Source organism: Cedecea sp. Ae19-4, from assembly GCF_059801165.1.
Genome location: NZ_JBCHWG010000001.1, coordinates 967,348 through 993,190, shown reverse-complemented (window position 1 = coordinate 993,190; position 25,843 = coordinate 967,348). Strand labels below are relative to the sequence as shown.

Genomic DNA, 25,843 nt, shown 5'->3' with positions numbered 1-25,843 from the left:
CTGGAGGTGAGTTGCCAAAGCAGTCATTTTTTCTCGGGCGCAGGCGTCGCAGCAATGGCCCAACAGGTCAATCCCGGGTCTGAACCCAGAACGCGTGAATCAGGCCGGGGAAGTAGCCCAGCAGGGTGAGGATGATATTGAGGATGAAGGCCCAGCCAAAACCTTTGCCGATAAGCACACCCAACGGTGGCAGGATAATTGTGAAAACAACGCGCCAAAACCCCATATAAACTCCTGATAAATTAGATTAGTCCATACTAAAAAAACACCTTGCCCTTAAAGCGTAGACGAATCTCAGAGGTTTGTTCAGAGTGATAATTCTGGAAAATTTAGTTTCATAACTCAATGTTGAAAAAAATATCATGCGGCACTTGCCAACCATAACAACTCAGGATAATTTCTTGCCTTCGGTAGCTCGATGAACCCTCATTCCGCTATCGAAATATGCCTATATTTCTCCTCCACTGGAGGGGCCGGAACCACTCAAAAAACGATCCGGTCGATCACCAATTATATTAATGATGATAGCCTTATGGTGACCCGGCGTTTGCCGGGTTTTTTCGATTATATTCCTGCGAATAATGCAATCAATGCCAATGCCGCAGGCGCTGCCTGCACGTAAAGTATTTTTTTACTGGCTGTTAAACCACCAAATAAACCAGCAATCAGAACGCAAATAAGGAAAAACAGTTTAAATTCATAGCCGCTACTCGCCGCCAGGAGTCCATAAAGCAATCCCGCTGCTAAAAAACCGTTGTACAACCCCTGATTGGCCGCCAGAGTTTTCGACTGTTGAGCAAACTCAGAAGACAACCCAAAAGCCTTTCGCCCCGCCGGTTTATCCCAAAGCACCATTTCCAGCACCAGAATATAAAGGTGAATCACGGCCACCAGGCCGATAAGAATATTGGCAATCATAGGCAATTCCTGAAAGGGTTATTTTGTCGCCAGGCACCGGCTACACTTCATAGCCCAGCGCCTCGATCACGTGTTCCATCGCTTCGCTGGTCAGCGGGGAACGTTTGATTTTATGGTTAGCCAGCATGGTTCTGACCACCCCGGCAATCACGATATGTTTAGGTTCCTGCCCAAGATCGCGCATCTCCAGCACCACCTTACCCACCACGCGGCACATCTCCTGGTACAGCGCTTCATCTTTAGCTTTTTTATCCATCTCGCCTCCGGCTTATCTGTTTGATCTTACAGTAGCATTTAACGCCATCGACGACTAAAAATAGCAAAACAATTTTCACGCTTTTTGGAACAGTTCACGTTACGGGCTCTCTTCCTGTGGGATGCGTTCCACCAGCATAAACTCTTCAAAAATTAAGGGCATCTCTTCAGAAAATTCGCCATTTCTTTCAAAAAATATCTGATGTTCTCGCCGCCAGTACGAGAGGCTTAAGTCCCCTTCCCCCTCCTTACGGGCCTGCTCTGCACTGACCTGTGAAAATTTAAGAGTCGTTAAAGACAGCGTCTGGATAACACAAACCGGGTCACCGCTACCGTTAAGAATAATGCTATATCCGCCGGGTACGGGAGCCTCTTCCCCATTCTCATAGGCAGATGCCGCAGAACATGTCGCTGTTTTGCGGCCCTTCAAAACTAAATCCACCAGCTCGTCGGCCAGCTCAGGCGAATCGCCAAATGCCCATACCTGCGCATTGGGATATTTTTTCTGGTATTCAGTCAGTCGCGTAGACATGAAGTATTCTCCCTCTCCTTTTGGGATTGAAATACAGGCGAAGCCATCAGAATGGATCATCAACCCAGTGTTAGCTACATTTTAAACAATATATTTGAAGGAATGGCCCGTCACGGCATCATCGAAAAACGGGTGTGGACGGGGTAATTTACCAGAGCTGTGACGGAAAACAGGAGATATTTCTGTTTGATGATAAAGATGGGTTCACACAGTATCTTTTTTTCAGCGCATTGTCGGTAAGTGACTCAACGGTGAGAGCCATCTGGCTCTCACTTTTTAAATTAGCAGCGAGTTTAATCCCATTTAAACGTCACGCCAGCCCGGGCGGTACTGTTGCTGTTATCGCGATCGTATTTAGAATAAGGATCGGACAGCAGCTTTTGGTCACCTTTATCAAGCTTGCCGTACATATTTTGAGGTTTCTTTTCTTCGTTACTCACACACACATTCCCGTAGCAGCCCGGGTCTTGTTCCGCCTCTGTCCAGACGAGTTCCGAAGCAGGCTTGTTCGCGGCATAGGCGTGGGCGGTTAACAACATAGCGCAGATGATAAGCGTCTTATTCATAAACAATCCCTTTTATGATAATGATAATCAACTGCAATTTTAACATCTTCATGTCACTTGAAGACAATCAGTTTAAAACTGAAGATTATTAGCCAAAGCAGTATAAAAATAGCGTACTAATAGAGGGCCCTGAACACACGTTTACCCCAGGATCAGGACATCAACCGCCCTCTGCACCGCTACGTCATCCAGGCCACTGGCATACAGCTTATGTATCATGTCGGCTATCGACTCCCGCGATAGCGCCTCTTTACGCGCCAGCAGTTGCACGACAGCCGCCCCGATCACCTGCAACGTTTCAGGATGAAGCTCCTCGGAGACGTGCTTGTCCTTGTCCATACTCACTCCATAAATGAAATTCCCTGTCTTTCTAAACTAGCACAAGAGAACTCAGACAAAACTGGGATCTTTTCCTAATCCCCCGCCCTTTTGCGACGTCGGCAAATAACTCATTGATACAACTCTGTAACATTTCGCGGATTTTTTATGTCTGAATTTTACAAGAGGAAAAATGCCCCCTAAATACTGGCCTGTTCAACAGGCCCGGTAGCGATTATCATTAATAAATATAGGGGTACGCCAGGGGAAAGTATGCTGCACTTTGATGTCTTTGGTAGGCGTTTGGGCGTAAAGAAAGTCAGTGAACAATGGCTGCTTTATCGCGTTGATCCTAACGAGGGTAAATATTCCCGGATTTATGATGTGGTTATCCCGGGATGGCTAAAGGAAGAAGAACTCCCCGGCTGGCTCGGAGATATTTACCATGAAGCGGCGAGTGAAAAGCATCCGGATGTGCGGCGTACAGATAGCTGAAATTGGTCCAGGAAGGATACATTTAGCCGGAACACAAGCCGAAGAAAAAATTATATAAACACTCGCTTGTTTCCAGCCCAACATAACAGAAAAATAACATAATCCTTAAACTTCGGCTAAACAGCAATATTTCTAACTATTTGTCTTTGCCAAAGATGATTAACAACCTACTGGTAATGTGATTAAATAACACTCCGAGTTATGCATGCGGTTAAGGTCTTCAAATGAATTTTAAAATACATGACAAACTTATTGAGGAGGCAGAGTCAGCTCAAGGACTGCTTTACAGAATGATTACCGCTTATGTCTGCGGTGCGACAGCAATAATCCTGATTTTAACATTGACAATGGGTAGCGTCAGCAGACTTAACTTTTATTTCTTTATCAATGCTTGCACCATTTCCCTGCTAACATGGTTTATCAGAAAATCCTTTCATATTAAATCAGAAGAAAAATACATAGCGTCGTTCAGAATTGCGTTATTCCTTCTTTTAAACTCAAGCTTAGCCTCGCTGACTGGTGGAGTGGAAATTTTAGATCGCGATACGACCTCTTTAATAGCAGCAGTGCTTTATGCACCAGCCATGTTTATTATTGTTCTTTCCTTCAAGAGATTTATTAAGTATATTAATAATAATTATAAAGCTGCGATAGATCTTTCATTAACTGACGAACTTACAGGATTACCCAATAGAAGACATCTTAATATGAAGCTAAGGGAGCTTGATGCTAAATATGGCACACTGTGTATTATCGACATTGATCACTTCAAAAAAATAAATGATTCTTACGGGCATGATTTTGGCGACATAACGCTTAAAAATATCGGCTTACAGCTGAGTCACTTCCTCTCAAAGGATATATTCATCTCACGATCAGGCGGCGAGGAATTTGCTGTAATTATTTTTAATAACATGGCTGCTGAAGCCGTTGTCAATGAAATAAAAGACTCAGTTTCATGCAAAGATGGTAACGGAGAGACTATAACTCTCAGCATTGGTGCTGCCGTTAAACAGATGAACAGCTCTTCATCGTATGCTCTGGCCGCAGCGGATAAAGCATTATATAGGGCCAAGAGAAGCGGCAGAGATCGTATAGTTTATGCATAATGAGCCACAAGTCGCAGAAATTTTCTGGCAAACCATGAAAACGTTATCAAATAGTCGATCCGACAACAGTATTGAGAATACGCTGCAGCTATGAACGAGAAAGAGAGATTATGTGTTTAGAGGCTCATTGATTCCTGCGGCTTTTCAAGCTTAACTTATATGATTTAATTCCTGATGCATAAAATCAATCAGCGCTCTTATTTTACCGGGCAAATAGCGCCGATCGGAATAAAGGGCGAACAGCTGTAATGGAGCTGCCGAGTGTTCGAACTCAATTTCGATTAACCGGCCGTCGTCAATCCATGGCTGGCAGGCTTGCTTCGCCAGAATGGCAAACCCGACACCTGCTACCGCCGCTCGCCCTGCCATCTCTCCGCTGTTGACCCGATAATAACCTTTCACCTTGATAGTCTCGAATCCTCCCTTTTTATTGACGAACTGCCAGGGCGCGCCTTTCAGCGCACTGACCGTTGTAATACAGGGTAATTCTTCAAATTGCTGTATGCGTTCGGGCGTACCATAGCGCTGAATGAGGGCCGGGGCTGCAACAACCGTACAAGGGATAGTCAACAGGTGGCGGGCAATGTAGTCACTGTCATCCAACTTGCCGCGGCTAACAATGATAGCTAAATCCAGATCGTCGCGCAGGGATTCCAACCCGGACAAATTTGTGACACAGCTGATTTCCAGGTCCGGGTGTCGGCAGGCGAAATCGGCAATAACAGACCCGAGCAATGCAGGCCCCAGTTCATTAGGAATACACAGGCGCAATGGGCCTTTGAGTTGCACTTGCCGCAAAGTTAATTCTGTCTCAGTTTGCTCGAGCGCCTCCACTAAGGGCTTCGCTCGGGTATAAAGCAAATGTCCCGCCTGAGTGAGTTTCATATGCCGGGTGCTGCGCTCAATGAGCTGCATATTCAGTTTGTCTTCTAACTGAGAGATACAGCGGCTCACGTTGGATGTCGGCATCTCAAGCACTTTTGATGCCCCAACAAAACTTTCTTTTTCAACCACGGCAATGAACACTTTCAGGGTATTAAAATCAAGCGCCGGACGCATCAACTATCCCATAAATGATAATAATAAGTGCCATTTTTACCACCTAATCACCAGTATTGATAGCCGTTAAACTCAGGCATTTTTCACTCACAGGTGCCTGCTATGCCACCGGTTACACAGACATTTAACGATAAATCCCTTATGCGGATAGCGCTTATCATGGCTTTTATCCAGTTCACTAACGCGCTGGAATACATGATGTTCAACCCTGTTTTTGCTTTTATGGCTGCTGATTTCTCTGTTCCCGTCTCATTCTCCGGCTATGTTTCCGGGATGTATACGTTCGGGGCCGTCCTGTCGGGCATTATTGCCTTTTACTGGATCGGCCGTTTCAACAAGAAACGTTTTTTAATCGCCAATATGGCGCTGCTGGGCCTGCTGACGTTTTTGACTACGTTCACCGCCAGTTTTAACCTTCTGCTGGCATTGCGATTCTGTGCGGGCCAGGTGGGAGGGACGACAATGGGAGTGGGGATTAGCATATTGATCAATCACGCCCCGGCTAACTTGCGCGGAAAAATGCTGGCAACGGTGATTGCTTCATATTCGGTAGTAAGCATTGCAGGCATGCCCACGATATTATTTCTGTGTACTCATTATGGCTGGCATCCCGCTTTGTGGTTAATCAGTACCCTGTGTTTATTAGCCTTGCCACTTATTGTCTCCTTTATCCCTCGGGATCAGGTCTGCTGCGACACGCCCCCCGCTCTCCCTCTCGATAGAAATACTCTCCTGTTCGCTTCGGGTAATGCGCTGGTGCAGTTTAGCCCGATGCTGGTCATCCCGGTTCTGGTGCCATTAATGACCCGGCTGTTGGGTGCTTCACTGGAGCAGTTGTCCTGGCTGTTCTTCGCCGGAGGCATTGCCGGGTACCTGTCTAGCAAAATGACTGGCGCATTAACTTCTCGTTTTTCTGCTTCGAGTCTGGCTACTGGCGCAACCCTCATTTTTATACTGAGTTTGCTAATTCCCGCTCTGGGCTATCCGCATTCGGCGTTATTTATTATTTTATTTCTCGGGGCATCATACAGCCGCCTGGTTTCATCCTCGGCGCTTACCATTCAGTTTCCAGATAACGGGCAACGGGCGGGATTCGCATCCCTGCAGACATCAATCATGTATCTGATGACTACTGCCGCATTTTTCCTGTCAGCCTTTCTCTTACCCACTGATGAAATAGCGCCCCAGAATATTAATATGTTGCTGGTGCTATGTGCCATTTCCGCATCAGGGTTTCCAATTCTCGTTATTATTCTGCAAAAGAAACTGGCTAAACGGACGATTCAGGCTGAGCGCCTTATGAGTGATTAGATTAGCGGCTGATTGTTTGCGATGCGGACGGGCGTGAACCAGACGGACTCCGCAATGTGAAACGCGGGCGTTCCTTCTCTAGAATGAATGTCTGCGCCTCCACTCATCAACGACATCACCCAAATTTTTGGGCATGCCATTTCGTATCCATGCCATAAATTCACGATCAAACCGAAAATGCGGCCCACACTCACCGATCATGAAACGGCGAACGTTTTGTGTATTTTTGTAGTTTTTATCCACTACAGTCGAGTGTGTTAATACCGCACTGTGCCAGTCGATGTTGACTTATTTACTCCTGTAATAAGCAGCCGATAGTGGCGTTAAACTTAGCACATTGGCGCTTAAATGCTGCGCCAGAGATGCACCGGGCCTCGTAAGAGGCGTCAACATAATGAACATCCACGGCATCTCCATCTGTGGTGTCAGGTTTAACAAACCGACATTGCTCCCTGCCCGTTGTATCTAATACCGTGGTCTGGTCGCTGGATGTCATTTGACAGACAGAAATTGGCAATTTTATAATCGGCCCACTTTCACGTCTCTTTAGAGGTATTCGTCCAATGCGCAATTAATGCCCACCGTCATCTTTGACGGCCTTTATGCAGTTTCCCTCGGGGCTGTTTTGGTGCATTAATTTCAGGATTATCGCATGACGAATTCTATTCTTACGCTCGATCGCGTTTCATTTGTATTGCCTGATGGCAAACGCCTTTTCTCAGATCTCACTGAACAATTTGACCACCGACATACTGCTCTGGTCGGTAGAAATGGCGTGGGTAAAAGCCTGCTGGCTAAAATTCTTTCAGGCCAGGTGGCGCCGACTTCCGGCCAGTGTAGTTGCTCAGGTCGTGTCAGATATCTGGCGCAGCATCTGACACCGCACCATTATCATAGCGTGGCGATGCTTGCGGGAGTCGACAGCCAGTTAGCCGCGCTGGATCGCATTGAAGCAGGCAGCACCGACCCGGCTGATTTTGACCTTGTGGGTGATAATTGGGACCTTCGCCAGCGGCTGCAGGCGCAGTTAGAGTCCGCGGGATTGGGTTACCTTTCGCCGGGTTCAGCGGTCAATCAGCTGAGTGGCGGAGAAGCCATGCGGGTAGCACTGATCGGCGCGATGCTATCTGAGGCAGATTTTCTTATCCTTGATGAGCCTACCAACCATCTGGATGCCGCCAGCCGACTGACGCTGATGCGGCAGTTGCACCAATGGCCCCGTGGTCTTTTACTCATCAGTCATGACCGGACGTTGCTGCAGCAGATGGAGCGAATGGTCGAACTATCGTCGCTCGGTTTACGCAGCTACGGCGGCAACTATGATTTTTACCAGCAAATGAAAGCGCAGGAGACTGCCTCCGCCACGCAAAACCTGGTGCGCCTCAAAACCGAGCGTAAGCGCGAAGAGCAGGCGCTGCGTGAACAACGCGAACGACTTGAAAAACGCGGATCCCGGGGTACCCGGCAGGGTAAGAATGCGAATCAGGCAAAAATATTGCTGGGCCGTCAAAAAGGCCGGAGTGAGACTTCAGCAGGAAAACGGATAAAGCAGCAAACCCAAGTGCGGGCGTTGCTCAGCCAGCAGGTGCAGCAAGCCATAAAGCAAATTGAGGTATCTACGCACATCGCCATGCACATCACCTCTACATTCGGGGCATTACCGCAGAAGGTCGCCACCCTTGACGAGGTCGTTTTACCTTTTGTTCCTGCCTCTTTTCGCGAGATAACGCTGACCATTAACGGCGGGCAACGGATCGGTGTTGTCGGTTCCAACGGGTGCGGTAAATCAACATTATTAAAAACCTTAGCGTGTCTGTTGCCGCCGGTGTCTGGTCATCGTGAGGTCTGGGCCAAAACGGCTTATCTTGACCAGCAGATGTCCATTCTGGATCGGCAAAAAACGGCACTTGAGCAACTTCTGGCGGTGAACTCTCAGGTGGGGGAATCCCAACTGCGTATGCAACTTGCCCAGCTTGGACTGGATGCATCTCGTGTGTCATTACCCTGCGGCGAACTTAGCGGCGGGGAACAACTTAAAGCTGCGCTGGCAATGCTAATTTATGCTGACTCGCCCGCCAGCTTTTTATTGCTCGATGAACCGAGTAATCATCTGGATATTGTATCCCTGCATACGCTGGAATCTTTTCTTAATCAGTATCATGGCACCCTGATGGTGGTGTCACACGATGAGGTGTTTCTCAGCCAGATTGAGCTAACACACTGGCTGGTTGCGGGGGAGAAGGGTTGGGAATTCTCCCCCTATCAGCATGTTGAATGATCTTATGGCTGATGTTTGCAATAAAAAACGGGAACCCTAAGGTTCCCATTGTCACATCACCAGCAGAGCTGATTACATGTGTTTAATGATAGCGTCGCCAAACTCGGAGCATTTCAGCAGTTTAGCGCCATCCATCAGACGCTCGAAGTCATAAGTTACGGTCTTAGCTTCGATAGTGCCCGAGAGGTAACGACATCACCAAAACTCACTACTGAAAGACTCTCTGATAGGCGAGTGCGATGCGCAGAAAAAAATCACCAGTGGAAGCCAGTTGTTGTGGTGAAACCTATAACGTGGCGGGCTTAGTCTCCAGCTCTTGGCATACGGCAGTGCGCACTACAGTATATTGCAACTAGATTCCTGAACCCGCCTCGCTATGGGAAGCATTAACACAAGCATTCAGTGAGTGCCTGCTGTGAGCCCTCGGACCGTCGTCTTGATAACATGCAATATCACTGGAACACACAAAATTATTCGTAAGGCAATGAGCACGTTAGCAGTAATCTCGTTGATAATATCTACTGTCATGTAGTCTATCAAAGGCGTATACACTAGAAGCCTGAACACAACAAGATACAAACCAACCAGAAAAATGTAAGCGAAGAGACTCTTTAGGATAAACATCACCAACGGCTTTAATCCTAATTTTTTCTGCCAGTAAAAGGCGTCCTTTATCGTACGAAAATAATCCAACACTCTTGACTTCCACTCACTAAGTTTCATGGAACTATTTTAACGAATTAGTTCACTTGAGACACTGTGTTTTCATGTATTCCTTTAGCCCTGCTATTTGCTTGTTGCTGGTTTCGATTCGTTCCCGGAGACGAAAATAATCCTGTTCAGCGGTGTCAGTAAGTCCGGGGCCGGCTGCATCATCCACGCAGGGGGCGGTGGAGGTACTCACTGGCTTAAAGTTGGCGTTGAGGCGCAGCCGCTTATCACCAGCAGCAACATCGTGCTGCAGCTGCTCAATAGTCTGTTTTGCATCTGCCAGTTCCTGAGTGTATTTCGAGTCCAGAGCAGCAACATCACGTTGGCAGGCCTACATGTCGTTGAATGTTTGCTGTCGCTGCTGTGCCAACATATTGGTAGTTGATTTCCCACTAACCTTTCTGAATAATTCATTGAAACATCATAATGGAACAAAAAATGCCCTTAATTTCTGAAATCAATGAATTCATTACTCAAGCCAATACCATTACAGGTATCAATACGGCATACATTGATGCAATACAAAAAATTTCCTTGGTAATTGTATTGTTTTTTTTCATATTAAACAAGGCACCTTTCAAGTCTATCTTTGATATGTTTACGAGTATGAAGAATGATAAAATCAGTACATGGAAAGACATAATTGAAAACAAAAATCAAATCTTTAATGAGAAGGAAGTAAAAATTGCAAGTGATTTAATAAAAAGAAAAGCGCTAAAGGACCTCACTCGATACTCAAACCCTGAGCGAGCCAATTTATATATTTCAGTTAGAAATGAATTGAGTAATACGATAACGGAACACGAGACACGAGGACTGGTAAACATAACAACACTACACCCCACTCCTCATATAAATTATACAACAGCATTCTTCGTAAATTTTAGTTCAGCCATTGCCTGCTTAATTTACGTGGGAATTATAATCCTTGTATCATCTGATATAATCAACGCATGGAAAATTGATAACATTGATAACTACCCTTTCAGTCAAGCAGTTTTCCTTATAGTGTTCTGTAGTATATTTTCTTTGCTGTGCAGAAAAATTTGGTTCCCTTTTATTGGGTTAAAACATTATCAAAAAACACTATCAAATATAAAATAAAGAGCAAACCCTTATGTTCAAAATAACCAATCCTCTTTCATTAATGTAATAACAGCCGAAATACTCGACAAGTATATTGCTGAGGGCCAGGCCCGTATGGCTCAGGTCATACGCTCTGTTCTAATCGATGTATTCAAAGAAGCTCAGCACGCTGGGGAAGTTCCGTCAGGATACAACCCAGTTCTCGCCACAAAGCAGCCGCGGCGGAAAATTACTCGTCAGCGATTAAACCTTGAAGAGTGGAAGAAGATATTTGCAATCGCTGATGCAAATCACCGCTATTTGGGTAATGCAATGCTATTGGCCATCCTCACTGCTCAGCGCCTTGGCGATATTTCCAAAATGAAATTTAGCGATATCTGGGATGATCACCTTCATGTGATCCCCAGGAAAAAACAGGCAGCAAGATTGCTATTCCTTTGTCTCTTCGATGTAACGCCATTGATTGGTGCCTCCGCGATGTGGTGGCCCGCTGCCGTGATTATGCGGTGAGCCCGCACATGGTTCATTTTTCCGGGCAACGTCCCAAACTGAACGAGGTGCTCAGGTGAAATCCAATACGATCACCATGAACTTCAGCAAAGCCAGAGACAGAGACAGAGCAGAAATTGATTGGGGAGAAGGGACGCCGGCAACTTTTCATGAGCAGCGTTCGTTATCCGAGCGGCTATATAAAGAGCAAGGTGTTGACACAAGAAAATTGCTGGGACATAAATCCCAGCAACAAACAGATCGTTACAATGACCCTCGCGGGAAAGGATGGTTAACATTAAACATTTCTAATTAACTTCTTACTCAACCTTTCGCTCAATGCTCTTCAGCGCGTTTGGAATTAATGTCTCGCTAAATCCTGACAGTAAATACAAAATGAATAAAATATACTTATTATCCTCTTTTTTAAATATATCAAACACCAATCCACTCTTAATAACGGCATAAGTAATAACGCCAGCAATCAGAGCTATCAAACATCGCTCAAAGCCATAATAAAAATACACCTTTTTTTGAGCGATTTTTCTTGATCTGTATTTTTTATTGATAGAGACACTGAGAGGTACCCGCCCAGTGAAGCCCCAAAAAAAACACACTGGAAGTGTTAAAAACAATGGGTTGATGATAAAAAAGTCTTTATCTCTTAAAATGTAGACTAGTAATAGAGATATTGAAAGTAGCAGTACCGGCATAAGAGCTCCAGCTTGATAACATAATTTTGCCCTCACTGCTTCATCATGATCAATTTTTATATCATCATATATATTCTCAAATAGTTCTTTCGATTCTTCAATTTTTCCGTTCATGCCATGTGCTAACGCTGTAGCAGCTCGCCGTTTATATCCAATCCCGCATTTATATTTATAACAGTCCGCCTTATACTTATCCATATACTTCTTAACTTCGTTATAATTATTTATTAAAGTTAAGTCATCATCTTTTTTAGTATTAATATATATTCTAATGGATTCATGCGGAGGTAATTCAGCGGCTTCATATATGATGAACTCATCTCCCTTTGCGAATATATGGTTTATTGTATAACCACCGCCATCCTTCGCACCTATTTTTAAAGCACTCATAATTGCCTGATGACGCTTTAAGTATTTCTTTCTTTCAAGCGTATCAAATAACTTTGTGAACATTTTGCCCCAGAGCTTATTGTCATTTTGATAACTAGTTTTGATAAATTTTTGATAACCATTCAAAATATAATAATAAACAAAGGGAACCATCAGGTTCCCTTTATCATTAACCAGCAGAGCTGATTACATGTGTTTAATGATAGCGTCGCCAAACTCTGAACATTTCAGCAGCTTAGCGCCATCCATCAGACGCTCGAAGTCATAAGTTACGGTCTTAGCTTCGATAGCGCCTTCCATACCTTTAACGATCAGGTCTGCCGCTTCGAACCATTCCATATGACGCAGCATCATTTCTGCGGACAGAATGATGGAGCCTGGGTTCACTTTGTCCTGGCCTGCGTACTTAGGTGCGGTACCGTGGGTCGCTTCGAACAGCGCGCAGTCGTCACCGATGTTTGCGCCCGGGGCGATACCGATGCCGCCAACCTGTGCCGCCAGGGCATCAGAAATGTAGTCCCCGTTCAGGTTCATACAGGCGATCACGTCGTATTCTGCAGGACGCAGCAGGATCTGCTGCAGGAACGCATCGGCGATCACGTCTTTTACAACGATCTCTTTGCCGGTATTCGGGTTATTGATTTTCACCCACGGGCCGCCGTCGATCAGCTCGCCGCCGAACTCTTCGCGAGCCAGCTGGTAGCCCCAGTCTTTGAACGCGCCTTCGGTGAACTTCATGATGTTGCCTTTGTGCACCAGGGTCACGGAATCACGGTCGTTGGTGATCGCGTATTCGATGGCTGCACGTACCAGGCGTTTGGTGCCTTCTTCGGAGCAAGGCTTGATGCCGATCCCGCAGTGCTCAGGGAAGCGAATTTTCTTCACGCCCATTTCGTCACGCAGGAACTTGATAACTTTGTCCGCTTCAGCGCTGTCCGCTTTCCACTCGATACCCGCATAGATATCTTCGGAGTTCTCACGGAAGATAACCATGTCGGTCAGCTCAGGCTGTTTCACCGGGCTTGGGGTACCCTGGTAGTAGCGTACCGGGCGCAGGCAAACGTACAGGTCCAGCTGCTGACGCAGGGCAACGTTCAGGGAGCGAATACCGCCGCCGACTGGGGTAGTCAGTGGGCCTTTGATGGCCACGCGGTAGTCACGAATCAGGTCCAGAGTTTCTTCTGGCAGCCAGACGTCCTGGCCATAAACTTGGGTAGATTTTTCGCCGGTGTAGATTTCCATCCAGGAAATTTTCCGCTCGCCGTTGTAGGCTTTTGCCACGGCAGCATCCACCACTTTAATCATGGCAGGGGTCACGTCCACACCGATACCGTCCCCTTCAATGAACGGGATCACCGGGTTGTTTGGAACGTTGATTTTGCCATTTTGCAGGGTGATCTTTTTACCTTCCGCCGGAACGACTACTTTGCTTTCCATTCACCTCTCCTTCGAGCGCTTCTGGTTTTTTGTTAATGATTTGTAATTTGCGGGCTCATACTACTGCAATATCGGGCTCGCGCCAATCACTCATGTTTTCCGTTATAATGCGTCAATCCACCCGCGCTGAAAACACTATGAACAAAACTTCTTTTAGGAATCACCAAGTTAAACGATTCAGCAGCCCACAACCCGCCAGGCGCAAGAAGCCTGACGGTCCAAAGAAGCTGGTTATCTTCAATAAGCCCTACGATGTGCTGCCGCAGTTCACCGACGAAGCCGGGCGCAGCACGCTAAAGGATTACATTCCTTTACAAGGCATCTATGCCGCGGGGCGTCTCGACCGCGACAGCGAAGGGCTGCTGGTGCTCACCAATGACGGGGCGCTGCAGGCCAAACTGACCCAGCCAGGTAAACGCACCGGCAAAATCTATTACGTGCAGGTGGAAGGCGAGCCAACGGAAGAAGCGCTTAACGCCCTGCGCAACGGCGTCGAGTTGAACGACGGCCCCACATTGCCGGCAGGCGCCGAACTGGTTGCCGAGCCAGAATGGCTGTGGCCGCGTAACCCGCCGATTCGCGAACGTAAGGCGATCCCCACCAGTTGGCTAAAGATCACGCTTTATGAAGGCCGTAACCGCCAGGTTCGCCGCATGACGGCGCACGTGGGCCACCCTACCCTGCGCCTGATTCGCTACGCCATGGGCGACTACACGCTGGCAGGCCTGGCCAACGGCGAGTGGCGCGAAGTCCCTCCGGAGCAACCAAAATGAAAAAGATATTGCTGCTGAGCTTACTTATCGGCTCCGCCACCGCAGGCGCGGCAAGTTTTGACTGCGCCAAAGCCAATGCGCCAGATGAAAAAGCGATTTGTGCCCATCGGGCGCTGAATGATAAAGACGTCGAAATGGCCACCAAATATCAGTTCTTAAAAGGGCTGTTTGCCATGGGTGGCCAGGGCGCCATGCAGGATCAGCAGCAAGCGTGGCTCAAAGAGCGCCAACGCTGTGGGTCTGACACCACATGTCTGACCGCACAGTACAACAAACGCCTCAGCGCGCTGGATGCCATTTACGCCAAAATCGACAAACCGCTTTAACCCAGGAGAAGCGATGTTTAAACCCCACGTCACCGTGGCCTGCATTGTTCAGGCTGAAGGTCAGTTTTTAGTCGTCGAAGAAACCATTCACGGCAAAGCACTGTGGAACCAGCCCGCCGGGCACCTCGAAGCCGACGAAACGCTGCTTGAAGCCGCGAAGCGCGAGCTGTGGGAAGAAACAGGGATTACCGCCGAGCCGCAGAGCTTTATCCGCATGCACCAGTGGATCGCCCCGGACAACACGCCTTTCCTGCGCTTCCTGTTTGCTATCGATCTGGATAAGCAGCTGCCGACCACCCCGCACGACAGCGACATTGACCGCTGCCTGTGGCTCGATGCAGAAGCCATTCTCAATGCGGCAAATCTGCGCTCGCCGCTGGTGGCGGAAAGCATCCGCTGTTACCAGCAGGAGCCGCGTTATCCCCTGTCGGTGCTGGGGGCTTTTAACTGGCCGTTTACAGAGGGTGTCAAGTAGCGGCCTGCGTGATAGAATACGCCGCTTTGAAGTTCAATGTCGTGAGTCTCTCCATGTCTGATAACAGCCAGAAAAAAGTGATCGTCGGGATGTCCGGCGGCGTCGATTCCTCCGTTTCCGCTTACCTGCTGATGCAGCAGGGCTATAAGGTGGAAGGCCTGTTCATGAAGAACTGGGAAGAAGACGATGGCGAGGAGTACTGCACCGCAGCGGAAGATTTAGCCGATGCGCAGGCCGTTTGCGACAAGCTGGGCATTGAACTGCACACCGTTAACTTTGCCGCAGAGTACTGGGACAACGTGTTCGAACTGTTCCTCGAAGAGTACAAAGCTGGGCGCACGCCAAACCCGGATATCCTCTGCAACAAAGAGATCAAATTTAAAGCCTTCCTGGAATTTGCCGCCGAAGATTTAGGTGCCGACTACATTGCTACCGGCCACTACGTGCGCCGCGCTGACGTGAACGGTAAAAGCCAACTGCTGCGCGGCCTGGACGGCAACAAAGACCAGAGCTACTTCCTCTATACGCTGAGCCACGAACAGATTGCCCAAAGCCTGTTCCCGGTCGGCGAGCTGGAAAAGCCGGAAGTGCGCCGCATTGCTGAAGAGCTGGATCTGGTCACCGCGAAGAAAAAAGATTCCACCGGCATCTGTTTCATCGGCGAGCGCAAGTTCCGCGACTTCCTGGGCCGCTACCTGCCAGCCCAGCCGGGTAAAATTATTACCGTGGACGGCGAAACCGTCGGCGAGCACCAGGGGCTGATGTATCACACCCTCGGTCAGCGTAAAGGCCTCGGCATCGGCGGCACCAAAGAAGGGTCTGAAGATCCCTGGTACGTGGTCGATAAAGACGTCGCCAACAATATTCTTATCGTCGCGCAGGGTCACGATCACCCGCGTCTGATGTCGGTCGGGCTGATTGCCCAGCAGCTTCACTGGGTGGATCGCGAGCCGCTGACCGCGCCGCTGAGCTGCACGGTGAAAACACGCTACCGCCAGACGGATATCCCCTGCACGATTACGCCGCTGGACGCTGAGCGCATAGAAGTGCGTTTTGAAGAGCCGGTGGCTGCCGTCACCCCAGGCCAGTCCGCGGTGTTCTACCTCGGCGAAGTGTGCCTGGGCGGCGGCATTATCGAGCAGCGTTTGCCGCTCGTCAGTTAATTACACACAAGGACGCAGCCTGGTGGCTAAAAACTACTACGACATTACTCTCGCGCTGGCCGGCATTTGCCAGTCAGCCGGTCTGGTTCAGCAGTTGGCACATCAGGGTCATTGCGACAGCGACGCGCTCCACGTCTCGCTCAACAGCGTGATTGACCAGAACCCAGGCTCAACCCTGGATGTTTTTGGCGGCAGCGAAGCTAACCTTAAGCTCGGGCTTGAAACTCTGCTGGGCGTGCTAAACGCCAGCAGCCGCCAGGGGCTGAACGCCGAGCTGACGCGCTATACGCTCAGCCTGATGGTGCTGGAGCGTAAACTCCACGCTGCCAAAGGCGCGATGGACACGCTCGGCAGCAAAATTAATGGCCTGCAGCGCCAGCTGGAACACTTTGATCTCGAGTCTGACACGCTACTGAGCGCCATGGCCGGGATCTACGTGGATGTCATCAGCCCGCTTGGCCCGCGTATTCAGGTCACAGGTTCCCCTGCCGTGCTGCAAAGCCCGCAGGTGCAAAGTAAAGTACGCGCGGCGCTGCTGGCCGGGATCCGTGCCGCCGTGTTGTGGCATCAGGTTGGCGGTGGCCGCCTGCAGTTAATGTTTTCTCGTCGTCGCCTGACCGATCAGGCCAAACAAATTCTTGCTCATTGTTAACCTCTCAGGAGTTGTTATGGAATTATCCTCACTGACCGCCGTTTCCCCCGTTGACGGGCGCTACGGCGACAAAGTCAGCGCTCTGCGCGCTATTTTCAGCGAATTCGGTCTGCTGAAATTCCGCGTACAGGTCGAAGTACGTTGGCTGCAAAAGCTGGCCGCGCACGCAGCGATCAAGGAAGTTCCTGCTTTTGATGCGGACGCAAACGGTTACCTTGATAAAATCGTCGCCGAGTTCAGCGAGGCTGACGCCGCACGCATCAAAACCATCGAGCGCACCACCAACCACGACGTGAAAGCGGTGGAATACTTCCTGAAAGAGAAAGTGGAAGCGATCCCTGCCCTGCACGCGGTGTCCGAATTTATTCACTTCGCCTGTACTTCCGAAGACATCAACAACCTGTCCCACGCGCTGATGCTCGACACCGCGCGTAAAGACGTGGTCCTGCCGTACTGGCGTAAAATCATCGATGCAGTGAAAGATCTGGCGGTGCAGTACCGCGACATCCCGCTGCTGTCCCGTACCCACGGCCAGCCGGCGACCCCATCCACCATGGGGAAAGAGATGGCAAACGTCGCTTACCGCATGGAGCGCCAGTTCCGCCAGCTCGGCAACGTTGAAATCCTCGGCAAAATCAACGGCGCGGTCGGCAACTACAACGCCCACATCGCCGCTTACCCGGAAGTGGACTGGCACCAGTTCAGCGAAGAGTTCGTGACTTCTCTGGGCATTCAGTGGAACCCGTACACCACCCAGATCGAACCGCACGACTATATCGCCGAGCTGTTTGACTGCATCGCGCGCTTCAACACCATCCTGATCGACTTCGACCGCGACGTGTGGGGCTACATCGCCCTGAACCACTTCAAGCAGAAAACTATCGCCGGTGAAATTGGCTCCTCCACCATGCCGCACAAGGTGAACCCGATTGACTTCGAAAACTCCGAAGGCAACCTCGGCCTGTCCAACGCCATGCTGCAGCACCTGGCAAGCAAACTGCCGGTGTCCCGCTGGCAGCGTGACCTGACCGACTCCACCGTGCTGCGTAACCTGGGCGTGGGTATCGGCTATGCGTTGATCGCCTATCAGTCCACCCTGAAGGGCGTGAGCAAGCTGGAAGTGAACCGCGACCGCCTGCTGGACGAGCTGGATCACAACTGGGAAGTGCTGGCTGAGCCAATTCAGACCGTGATGCGCCGCTACGGCATCGAAAAGCCGTACGAGAAGCTGAAAGAGCTGACCCGCGGCAAACGCGTCGACGCCGAAGGCATGAAGCAGTTCATCGACAGCCTCGAGCTGCCGGAAGAAGAGAAAACTCGCCTGAAAGCCATGACGCCTGCCAACTATATTGGCCGCGCCATTACCATGGTTGACGAGCTGAAGTAATGAAAAAGGCCCTCTTCGGAGGGCTTTTTTGTTGCCTGCAGTTTGCCCCTCACCCCGGCCCTCTCCCCAGAGGGGCGAGGGGGAGAACAAATGACAAAGTTTATTTTGATCCCCTCTCCCTCTGGGAGAGGGTTAGGGTGAGGGCCTCCAGCCGAATGGGATTGTTGACTCAGCGTTAATCTCCATAAGGGCATTGTTTATACGAGGTTTATTTCCTGTCATTAATAATTAGCGCTAAACTATCAATACTATGAATGGATTGAGGAAATACAATGCGCGTACTGGTCGTGGAAGATAATGCCCTGCTGCGTCATCACCTTAAGGTGCAGCTGCGTGAAGCTGGCCACCAGGTGGATGCGGCCGAGGATGCCAAAGAGGCAGACTATTTCCTGAATGAACATACCCCGGATATCGCAATTGTTGACTTAGGCCTGCCGGATGAAGACGGCATGAGCCTGATCCGCCGCTGGCGCAGCCATGACGTAACCATTCCCATCATGGTATTAACCGCCCGTGAAGGCTGGCAGGACAAAGTTGAAGTTCTGGGCGCCGGGGCCGATGACTACGTCACTAAACCTTTCCATCTGGAAGAAGTGGTCGCCCGTATGCAGGCGCTGATGCGCCGTAACAGCGGTCTGGCTTCGCAGGTGATTTCCCTGCCGCCGTTCCAGGTCGATTTGTCCCGCCGCGAGCTGTCGATTAACGACAACCTGATCAAGCTCACCGCGTTTGAATACACCATCATGGAAACCATCATCCGCAACGCCGGGAAGGTGGTCAGCAAAGACTCGCTGATGCTGCAGCTCTACCCGGACGCCGAGCTGCGCGAGAGCCACACTATTGACGTGCTGATGGGCCGTTTACGTAAAAAAATTCAGGCTGAATACCCGCAGGAAGTGATCACCACCGTGCGCGGGCAGGGCTACAGGTTCGATCTCCACTAAATGCTGAACATTTTTCGCCATATCCTGCCGCTGTCGCTGCGGGTTCGTTTCTTACTGGCTACCGCCGCGGTTGTGATGGTGCTGTCCCTGGCTTACGGCCTGGTGGCGCTGGTGGGCTACAGCGTTAGCTTTGATAAAACCACCTTCCGCCTGCTGCGCGGGGAAAGTAACCTGTTCTATACGCTGTCCAGCTGGAAGGACGGCAAGCTGCAGGTGGACTTGCCCGACAACATCAGTATCCAAAGCCCGACTATGGCGCTGATTTACGACGAGCACGGCAAACTGCTGTGGATGCAGCGCAACGTCCCGGACGTGGTGCAACAGATCCAGAAAGAGTGGCTGACCGGCAACGGCTTCCACGAGCTGGAGGCCGACTACGCAACGAGTAGCGCCCTGCTGGACAACGACAAAGATCGCCTGGCCCAGTTGAAAGACATGCACGATGACGAAAGCGACGACGGCTACGAGATGACCCACTCGGTGGCGGTCAACCTCTACCCGGCGACGGCGCGCATGCCGGCGTTGACCGTGGTCGTGGTGGACACCATTCCTATCGAGCTGAAGCGTTCGTACATGGTGTGGAGCTGGTTTATTTACGTCCTGCTGGCCAACCTGCTGCTGGTAGTGCCGCTGCTGTGGCTTGCCGCGTGGTGGAGCCTGCGCCCGATTCAGGAACTCGCTCAGGAAGTGCGCGAGCTGGAAAAACACGACCGCGACAGCCTCAACCCGGAAACAACCCGCGAGCTGACAAGCCTGGTGCGTAACCTTAACCAGCTGCTGCGCACCGAGCGCGATCGCCACGACAAGTACCGCACCACGCTGACGGACTTAACGCACAGCCTGAAAACGCCGCTCGCCGTGCTGCAGTCGACCCTGCGGTCGCTGCGCACCGACAAGATGAACGTCGAGCAGGCCGAACCGGTGATGCTGGAGCAGATCAGCCGCATCTCTCAGCAGATCGGCTACTACCTGCATCGCGCCAGCATGCGCGGCAACAGCGCCCTGCTTAGTCGGGAACTGCATTCCGTTGCCCCGCTGCTGGACAACCTGTGCTCGGCGCTGAACAAGGTTTACCAGCGCAAAGGGGTGAACATCACGCTGGACGTTTCGCCGGAAATCACCTTTATCGGCGAGCAAAATGACTTTATGGAAGTGATGGGCAACCTGCTGGATAACGCCTGCAAATACTGCCTGGAGTTTGTGGAAGTGACCGCCCGCCAGACCGACGACGCGCTGCACCTGATCGTGGAAGACGACGGTCCCGGCATCCCGGAAAGCAAACGTGCGATGGTCTTCGATCGCGGTCAGCGGGCCGATACGCTGAGGCCTGGCCAGGGCGTCGGGCTGTCGGTTGCCCGAGAAATTGTCGAGCAGTACAACGGCGAGATCCAGACCAGTGCCAGTATTCTGGGCGGCGCGCGCATGGAAGTGATTTTTGCCCGCCAGCAGCCGGAACAGAATGAAGGGTGAAATAGTCCCGTAACCCGGCTCGCCATCCGTTATAATCCGTGTCAGGCTCCTCCATCTGCAGGAAGACAATAATATGGATTATCACCTGGATTTAAACTGGCCCGACTTTATTGCACGCTACTGGCAAAAACGCCCTGTGGTGCTGAAGCGCGGCTTTAAAAACTTCATCGACCCTATTTCACCGGATGAGCTGGCCGGTCTGGCCATGGAAAGCGAGGTGGACAGCCGCCTCGTGAGCCACCAGGGCGGCAAATGGCAGGTCAGCCATGGCCCGTTCCAGAGCTACGATCACCTCGGCGAGAACAACTGGTCGCTGCTGGTGCAGGCCGTGAACAACTGGCATGAACCTTCCAGCGCCCTGATGCGCCCCTTCCGCGCCCTGCCCGACTGGCGCATTGACGACCTGATGATCTCCTTCTCTGTGCCAGGCGGCGGCGTAGGCCCGCACCTGGATCAGTACGACGTGTTTATTATTCAGGGCGTGGGCCGCCGCCGCTGGCGCGTGGGCGAAAAAGTCGCCATGAAACAGCACTGCCCGCACCCGGACCTGCTCCAGGTTGAGCCGTTCGACGCCATCATCGACGAAGAGATGGAGCCGGGCGACATTCTGTATATTCCGCCGGGTTTCCCGCACGAAGGCTACTCGCTGGAAAATGCGCTGAACTACTCCGTCGGCTTCCGCGCCCCAAGCGGCCGCGAGCTGATCAGCGGCTTTGCCGACTACGTGCTGCAGCGCGAGCTGGGCGGGTTACGCTATACCGACCCGGACGTGCCTGAGCGCCAGCACCCGGCAGATATTCTGCCTCAGGAGATCGACAAGCTGCGCGAGATGATGCTGGACATCGTTAACCAGCCGGAGACCTTCCACAGCTGGTTTGGCGAGTTTATTACCCAGTCCCGCCACGAGCTGGACGTTGCGCCGCCGGAGCCGCCTTATCAGCCGGATGAGATCTACGACGCGCTGCAGCAGGGCGACAAGCTGGTGCGCCTGGGTGGCCTGCGCGTGCTCCGCGTGGCCGGAGAGGTGTACGTGAACGGCGAGAAGCTCGACAGCCCGCACCGCCCGGCGGTGGAAGCGCTGGCCAGCCACATTAAGCTGGACGCGGAGAAGTTTGGCGATGCGCTGGAAGATCCTTCCTTCCTCGCCACGTTAGCCGCCCTGGTGAACAGCGGCTACTGGTTCTTCGAAGACTAAAGCCCTGCCCCGCCTTTGCCGTTTATCGCGGTGAAGGCGGGATATTCCTGCCAACGGCGTAATTGTCACGCCGCATCCAGCCGCCAGCCCTGCAACAGCTGCACATTCACGCTCTGCCGCACCGCCAGCGGCGCAGAATGAAACGCGCTCAGCGCCTGCCCGTCCTGCAAACGCAGCTCCAGCAGATAGCGTTCCCCCTGATAAATACAGCTTTCGACGCTGGCCACCGGCCCACTGCCTGCGATCTGCACATGCTCCGGGCGCACCAGAACCGGCACGGTTTTATCGCGCCCCGGCTGATCCAGGCCGCCATGCAATGCCGCGAGATCCAGACTTTGTAAGCCCGGCGAAACGGCGAGGGACAGCACGCTGCCCTGGCCGATAAACCCGGCCACCCAGCTATTCTGCGGCTGCTGATAAAGCTGCTGCGGAGTGCCCCACTGCATCAGTTCGCCCTGATGCATCACCGCGATATGGCTGGCGAGCGCCATCGCCTCCGCCTGGTCGTGCGTGACGTAGACAAATGTCGCCCCCGTGCGGCGGTGAAACTCGCGAAAAGTCTGCTCCATGGTGGCGCGAAGATGGCGGTCGAGGTTCGCCAGCGGTTCATCGAGCAGAACCACTCGCGGCTCCGAGACCAGGCAACGTGCCAGCGCCACCCGCTGCCGCTGCCCGCCGCTGAGTTCCTGAGGCGAGCGCCCGAAATAGGCCCCAAGCTCCACGACTTCCAGCGCCTCCATCACGCGTTTCTGCCTGGCCGCGCCGTTTACCTGGCGCAGCTTCAGCGGATAGCCAACGTTCTCGCCCACGGTCATGTGCGGCCACAGGGCGTAGGACTGAAACACCATGCCCATGTCACGCTGTTCCGGCGGAACGTGGGTGCCGCTGTCGGCCAGCAGCTTCTCGCCCAGCCACAGGCGGCCGCCGCTCAGCGACTCCAGCCCGGCCACAATCCGCAGCGTGGTGGTTTTGCCGCAGCCGCTCGGTCCCAGCAGGGCGGTAAACGCCCCGGACGGGATCGTCAGGCTGAGATCCTTCACCACGGCCTGGTCGCCAAAGAATTTGCTGAGTTTGTCCAGCTTTAGCTCTGCCATGGAATAACTCCTTTCGGTAAATAACGGCCCAGCGCGCCGAGTAACAGCATCACCACGGCAACCAGCCCCACCACCAGCACGGAAATCGCCGAGGCCATCACCTTGTCGCCGCTTTCATCGAGGTTAAACACCACCACGCCGAGGGTTTCTTTCCCGGCGCTCCAGAGCAGCGCGGAGACAGTCAGCTCGTTCACCGCCGTGAGAAATACCAACAGTGCACCGGCAAAAGCCGCCGGAGCCAGCAGCGGCAGCACGATATGGCGTAACCGTTGGGAGGCGTCCGCTCCTGCCAGGCTCGCGGCCTCTTCCATCGCCGGATCCAGCTGCAGCATGCTGGTGTGAACCGGCTTCAGGCAGACGGTAAGAAAGCGGGCCAGGTAGGCAAAGAAGATAATCGTCAGCGTGCCGCTGAGGCTGACGTTCAGCAGCGGCAGCGGGCGCGCAAACAGCAGAATGCAGGCGATGGCCAGCACCACGCCGGGCAGCGTGTAGGGAATGTCGATCAGGCTGTGCAGCCAGCGCAAAGGCCGACTGGGACGGCGCACCAGCAGCCAGGCCAGCGGCAGGCTCAGCGCCATCAGCAGCGCGGCGGCACTGACGGAGAGCAGCAGGCTGTTAGTCAGCGCCCGCCAGGTGGCACTTTGCTCATCAAAAATGCTTCCCCACGCGGCAAACGTCAGCGTGTCGCCGTTGAGCGGCACGCCCAGGGTTGGCACCAGCGAGGTGGCGATCAGCGCCAGCAGCGGGGCCACCAGCATCCCGCCCAGCACGAGCGCGAGCAGGATCTCCACCGCCAGCCGTCCTTTCCCTGTCGCAATACTTGCCGCCCGCCCCGCCATGCCGATCAGCGGCAAAGCGTAACGCCGCTGCATGATGCCCTGCAACGTCACAATAGCGACGGCCAGCACGCCCATCAGCACCGAGAGCGAAGCCACCTCGTTTAGCATCGACGGGCCAAAGCTGGAGAGCGTCTGGTAGATGTACACGGGCAGCACGAAATAAGAGATGGGGATGCCGAGCATCGCCGGGATGCCAAAGTTGCCGAGGGCGGAAACAAAGGCCAGCGCCGCCCCGGCCCACAGCGCGGGTCGGCACAGCGGCAGAATAATGTCGATGAAAACGCGCCAAAGAGAAGCGCCGTTCAGCCTCGCTGCCTCAATTTGTTCCTGCGGCAGACTCTGCAGCTGCGTGCGCAGGGTCAGGAACACCAGAGGCGCGTGCTGGATGCCAAGCAGGAAGGCGATCCCTTCCGCCGAATAAAGCGGATTGGGGCTGCCAAACCCCGGCGCCAGGCCGAGGCTGTTGAGCAGCACGCTGCCGGGGCCGAACAGCTGCAGCCAGCTCAGGGCCGTGACCTGCGGCGGGATCATCATCGGCAGCATAAAGAGAAACGCCCAGGCCTGGCGGCCCCGGATGTTCATCAGGCCGAGACAAAAGGCAAACAGGCTGCCCAGCAGGAGGGAAAGCAGCGCCCCCAGACCGCTGGTATACACACTATTCCAGAGTGCGACCCAGGTGTTTGGGTTGCTGAGCACGCGGCCCAGGCTGCTTTGGCCGCCCAGCCGCCAGTCCAGCAGCGCGGAGATCAGCAACTGCAGGCTGGGGAGCAGACTTAAGAGCGCAATGACGACGATAAGCAGGCGCAGCAGCCCTTTCATCAGGCTGCCGTCGTCGGGGCGGGACAATGCCGGGCTGAACATCAATCAGCGGCTACCGAACAGGTCGGCAAACCGCTTTTTGTTCGCGTCGGTGTCCGCCAGCGCTTTGGCGGCATCAAACGGCATGATTTTGATGCTGTCACGCGGCGGGAAGCCCTGCGGCACCGGCAGGCTGGCATCGGCCGGCAGGTAGCCCTGTTTCAGCACCAGCTCCTGCCCCGCTTTGGAGAGCACAAAGTCGATAAACGATTTTGCCGCTTCGGGATTTTTAGCACCCTTCATCATCGCCACCGGCTCGGTGACAATGCTCACGCCCTCGGTCGGGAAGGCAAACTCAATCGGCGCACCTTTGGCTTTCTCACGGATCGCCATGTAATCGACCAGCACGCCGTAGGCTTTGCTGCCGGAGGCAATGGCGTTCATTACCGCGCCGTTGCCGCTCTGCGGCATCGCCCCGTTGGCCTTCAGTTTTTCGTAGTAATCCCAGCCCAGCGTCGGGGCGCCCATGATCGCGGCCTGGTGGATCTGCGCCGCGCCGGAGTAAAGCGGGCTTGGCAGCGTGGTCATGTTCTTCAGCTCGGGTTTGAGCAAATCGAGCCATGAAGTGGGCTTGACCGGGGCTTTGCTGTGGTAAGCAATGCCGGTGGTAATCAGTTTGGTGCCATAGTAATAACCATCTTTGTCATAGAGCTGGGCATCGAAGCGCGCCGCTTCCGGCGATTTGTAGGCCGCCAGCAGGTTTTGCTGCTTGAGGGATTCCATGGTCACGCTGTCGGCAATCAGCAGCACGTCCGGCACTGCGCCTCCGGCCGCCATTTCCGCCTGTAAACGGGCGGTCAGCTTGCTGGTGCCGTCGCGGATCCATTTCACTTCGATGTCCGGGTTCGCTTTTTCGAAGGCGCTGACGGTGGTCTGCGCATCTTCATTGGGCTGGCTGGTGTAAAGCGTTAAGGTGGATTTTGCCAGAGCAGAAGCACTCATTGCCGCCAGCATCACCGTCAACAACACATGTTTTTTCATCATTTTATGTCCCTTTTTT

28 protein-coding genes and 2 pseudogenes are annotated in these 25,843 nt (G+C 52.5%); 15 read left to right on the top strand and 15 right to left on the bottom strand.

Going from position 1 to position 25,843, the window contains the following annotated elements; all coding sequences use genetic code 11:
- Nucleotides 1-67: 67 nt before the first annotated feature.
- From AAIE02_RS04725 to AAIE02_RS04700, 6 genes are all read right to left on the bottom strand, one after another.
- Entirely contained in the window at nt 68-226 is a 159-nt protein-coding gene (locus AAIE02_RS04725) for a YqaE/Pmp3 family membrane protein (protein ID WP_008456722.1), read from the bottom strand.
- A gap of 338 nt (nt 227-564) precedes the next feature.
- Entirely contained in the window at nt 565-918 is a 354-nt protein-coding gene (locus AAIE02_RS04720) for a DUF1304 family protein (protein ID WP_205246474.1), read from the bottom strand.
- 40 nt (nt 919-958) lie between these two features.
- Nucleotides 959-1,174, bottom strand: a complete 216-nt coding sequence (fumD, locus tag AAIE02_RS04715; RefSeq protein WP_008456724.1) for a fumarate hydratase FumD — start codon at nt 1,172-1,174, stop codon at nt 959-961.
- 99 nt (nt 1,175-1,273) lie between these two features.
- Nucleotides 1,274-1,705, bottom strand: a complete 432-nt coding sequence (locus tag AAIE02_RS04710) for an ASCH domain-containing protein (RefSeq protein WP_336707979.1) — start codon at nt 1,703-1,705, stop codon at nt 1,274-1,276.
- A 293-nt stretch (nt 1,706-1,998) separates the two neighbouring features.
- The gene (locus AAIE02_RS04705) at nt 1,999-2,271 is read right to left on the bottom strand and encodes a hypothetical protein (protein ID WP_008456726.1); all 273 of its coding nucleotides are present in this window, start codon (nt 2,269-2,271) and stop codon (nt 1,999-2,001) included.
- A gap of 141 nt (nt 2,272-2,412) precedes the next feature.
- Nucleotides 2,413-2,610: a hypothetical protein gene (locus AAIE02_RS04700; RefSeq protein ID WP_008456727.1), complete on the bottom strand. Its 198-nt coding sequence runs from the start codon at nt 2,608-2,610 to the stop codon at nt 2,413-2,415.
- 252 nt (nt 2,611-2,862) lie between these two features.
- On the opposite strand from AAIE02_RS04700, the gene AAIE02_RS04695 reads away from it, so the two are divergent.
- A complete protein-coding gene (locus AAIE02_RS04695; RefSeq protein ID WP_498532072.1) occupies nt 2,863-3,084 on the top strand; it encodes a DUF7661 family protein in 222 nt (73 codons plus the stop codon).
- A 224-nt stretch (nt 3,085-3,308) separates the two neighbouring features.
- Nucleotides 3,309-4,193, top strand: a complete 885-nt coding sequence (locus tag AAIE02_RS04690) for a GGDEF domain-containing protein (RefSeq protein ID WP_498532071.1) — start codon at nt 3,309-3,311, stop codon at nt 4,191-4,193.
- Nucleotides 4,194-4,343: 150 nt separating this feature from the next.
- Here the strand turns inward: AAIE02_RS04690 and AAIE02_RS04685 are convergent, their stop codons facing one another.
- Nucleotides 4,344-5,252: a LysR family transcriptional regulator gene (locus AAIE02_RS04685; RefSeq protein WP_336707975.1), complete on the bottom strand. Its 909-nt coding sequence runs from the start codon at nt 5,250-5,252 to the stop codon at nt 4,344-4,346.
- Between the two features lie 102 nt (nt 5,253-5,354).
- Here AAIE02_RS04685 and AAIE02_RS04680 point away from each other — a divergent pair, with 102 nt between their 5' ends.
- Nucleotides 5,355-6,563: an MFS transporter gene (locus tag AAIE02_RS04680; protein ID WP_498532070.1), complete on the top strand. Its 1,209-nt coding sequence runs from the start codon at nt 5,355-5,357 to the stop codon at nt 6,561-6,563.
- 78 nt (nt 6,564-6,641) lie between these two features.
- Here AAIE02_RS04680 and AAIE02_RS04675 read toward each other — a convergent pair whose 3' ends face one another.
- On the bottom strand, nt 6,642-6,845 hold the full coding sequence (locus AAIE02_RS04675; protein ID WP_498532663.1) for a DUF6434 domain-containing protein: 204 nt from the start codon (nt 6,843-6,845) through the stop codon (nt 6,642-6,644).
- A gap of 370 nt (nt 6,846-7,215) precedes the next feature.
- On the opposite strand from AAIE02_RS04675, the gene AAIE02_RS04670 reads away from it, so the two are divergent.
- The gene (locus tag AAIE02_RS04670; RefSeq protein ID WP_498532069.1) at nt 7,216-8,841 is read left to right on the top strand and encodes an ABC-F family ATP-binding cassette domain-containing protein; all 1,626 of its coding nucleotides are present in this window, start codon (nt 7,216-7,218) and stop codon (nt 8,839-8,841) included.
- Between the two features lie 72 nt (nt 8,842-8,913).
- On the opposite strand, the pseudogene AAIE02_RS04665 reads toward AAIE02_RS04670, so the two are convergent.
- Together AAIE02_RS04665 and AAIE02_RS04660 are read right to left on the bottom strand one after the other, a co-directional pair.
- Nucleotides 8,914-9,027: pseudogene (locus AAIE02_RS04665) on the bottom strand (hypothetical protein); the annotation flags it as partial.
- Nucleotides 9,028-9,627: 600 nt separating this feature from the next.
- On the bottom strand, nt 9,628-9,714 hold the full coding sequence (locus AAIE02_RS04660; protein WP_498532662.1) for a hypothetical protein: 87 nt from the start codon (nt 9,712-9,714) through the stop codon (nt 9,628-9,630).
- A 264-nt stretch (nt 9,715-9,978) separates the two neighbouring features.
- Here AAIE02_RS04660 and AAIE02_RS04655 point away from each other — a divergent pair, with 264 nt between their 5' ends.
- Both AAIE02_RS04655 and AAIE02_RS04650 read left to right on the top strand, forming a co-directional pair.
- Nucleotides 9,979-10,656 carry a hypothetical protein gene (locus tag AAIE02_RS04655; protein WP_498532068.1) on the top strand — a complete coding sequence of 226 codons (678 nt, stop codon included), beginning with the start codon at nt 9,979-9,981 and terminating at the stop codon, nt 10,654-10,656.
- A 54-nt stretch (nt 10,657-10,710) separates the two neighbouring features.
- Nucleotides 10,711-11,443, top strand: a pseudogene (locus AAIE02_RS04650) (tyrosine-type recombinase/integrase); the annotation flags it as partial.
- A 4-nt stretch (nt 11,444-11,447) separates the two neighbouring features.
- Here the strand turns inward: AAIE02_RS04650 and AAIE02_RS04645 are convergent.
- Both AAIE02_RS04645 and icd read right to left on the bottom strand, forming a co-directional pair.
- Nucleotides 11,448-12,383, bottom strand: coding sequence for a hypothetical protein (locus AAIE02_RS04645; protein ID WP_498532067.1), 936 nt, complete (start codon nt 12,381-12,383; stop codon nt 11,448-11,450).
- A gap of 33 nt (nt 12,384-12,416) precedes the next feature.
- Nucleotides 12,417-13,667, bottom strand: coding sequence for an NADP-dependent isocitrate dehydrogenase (gene icd, locus AAIE02_RS04640; protein WP_498532066.1), 1,251 nt, complete (start codon nt 13,665-13,667; stop codon nt 12,417-12,419).
- Nucleotides 13,668-13,774: 107 nt separating this feature from the next.
- Between icd and rluE the strand changes: the two genes are divergently transcribed.
- The 9 genes from rluE to AAIE02_RS04595 all read left to right on the top strand — a co-directional run bounded on the left by rluE (nt 13,775) and on the right by AAIE02_RS04595 (nt 22,052).
- A complete protein-coding gene (rluE, locus tag AAIE02_RS04635) occupies nt 13,775-14,440 on the top strand; it encodes a 23S rRNA pseudouridine(2457) synthase RluE (RefSeq protein ID WP_336982466.1) in 666 nt (221 codons plus the stop codon).
- Entirely contained in the window at nt 14,437-14,766 is a 330-nt protein-coding gene (locus tag AAIE02_RS04630) for a lysozyme inhibitor LprI family protein (protein ID WP_336982464.1), read from the top strand. Before rluE ends, AAIE02_RS04630 begins: the two co-directional genes overlap by 4 nt.
- 13 nt (nt 14,767-14,779) lie before the next feature.
- Nucleotides 14,780-15,241 (top strand): NUDIX hydrolase, encoded by a 462-nt coding sequence (locus AAIE02_RS04625; RefSeq protein WP_008453357.1) that lies wholly within the window; start codon nt 14,780-14,782, stop codon nt 15,239-15,241.
- A gap of 53 nt (nt 15,242-15,294) precedes the next feature.
- On the top strand, nt 15,295-16,404 hold the full coding sequence (mnmA, locus tag AAIE02_RS04620; RefSeq protein ID WP_008453359.1) for a tRNA 2-thiouridine(34) synthase MnmA: 1,110 nt from the start codon (nt 15,295-15,297) through the stop codon (nt 16,402-16,404).
- A gap of 22 nt (nt 16,405-16,426) precedes the next feature.
- A complete protein-coding gene (gene hflD / locus AAIE02_RS04615; protein ID WP_498532065.1) occupies nt 16,427-17,056 on the top strand; it encodes a high frequency lysogenization protein HflD in 630 nt (209 codons plus the stop codon).
- A 16-nt stretch (nt 17,057-17,072) separates the two neighbouring features.
- Nucleotides 17,073-18,443 carry an adenylosuccinate lyase gene (gene purB / locus AAIE02_RS04610; RefSeq protein ID WP_008453363.1) on the top strand — a complete coding sequence of 457 codons (1,371 nt, stop codon included), beginning with the start codon at nt 17,073-17,075 and terminating at the stop codon, nt 18,441-18,443.
- A 272-nt stretch (nt 18,444-18,715) separates the two neighbouring features.
- Nucleotides 18,716-19,387 (top strand): two-component system response regulator PhoP, encoded by a 672-nt coding sequence (phoP, locus tag AAIE02_RS04605; protein WP_008453365.1) that lies wholly within the window; start codon nt 18,716-18,718, stop codon nt 19,385-19,387.
- Nucleotides 19,388-20,857, top strand: coding sequence for a two-component system sensor histidine kinase PhoQ (phoQ, locus tag AAIE02_RS04600; protein ID WP_039292058.1), 1,470 nt, complete (start codon nt 19,388-19,390; stop codon nt 20,855-20,857).
- A gap of 73 nt (nt 20,858-20,930) precedes the next feature.
- Entirely contained in the window at nt 20,931-22,052 is a 1,122-nt protein-coding gene (locus AAIE02_RS04595) for a ribosomal protein uL16 3-hydroxylase (RefSeq protein WP_008453370.1), read from the top strand.
- 65 nt (nt 22,053-22,117) lie between these two features.
- On the opposite strand, the gene AAIE02_RS04590 is transcribed toward AAIE02_RS04595, so the two are convergent.
- The 3 genes from AAIE02_RS04590 to AAIE02_RS04580 are packed head-to-tail and all read right to left on the bottom strand — an operon-like array spanning nt 22,118 to nt 25,827.
- A complete protein-coding gene (locus AAIE02_RS04590) occupies nt 22,118-23,146 on the bottom strand; it encodes an ABC transporter ATP-binding protein (protein WP_498532064.1) in 1,029 nt (342 codons plus the stop codon).
- Nucleotides 23,134-24,846: an ABC transporter permease gene (locus tag AAIE02_RS04585; protein WP_498532661.1), complete on the bottom strand. Its 1,713-nt coding sequence runs from the start codon at nt 24,844-24,846 to the stop codon at nt 23,134-23,136. Before AAIE02_RS04585 ends, AAIE02_RS04590 begins: the two co-directional genes overlap by 13 nt.
- 3 nt (nt 24,847-24,849) lie before the next feature.
- On the bottom strand, nt 24,850-25,827 hold the full coding sequence (locus tag AAIE02_RS04580) for an ABC transporter substrate-binding protein (protein WP_498532063.1): 978 nt from the start codon (nt 25,825-25,827) through the stop codon (nt 24,850-24,852).
- Nucleotides 25,828-25,843 lie beyond the last annotated feature (16 nt).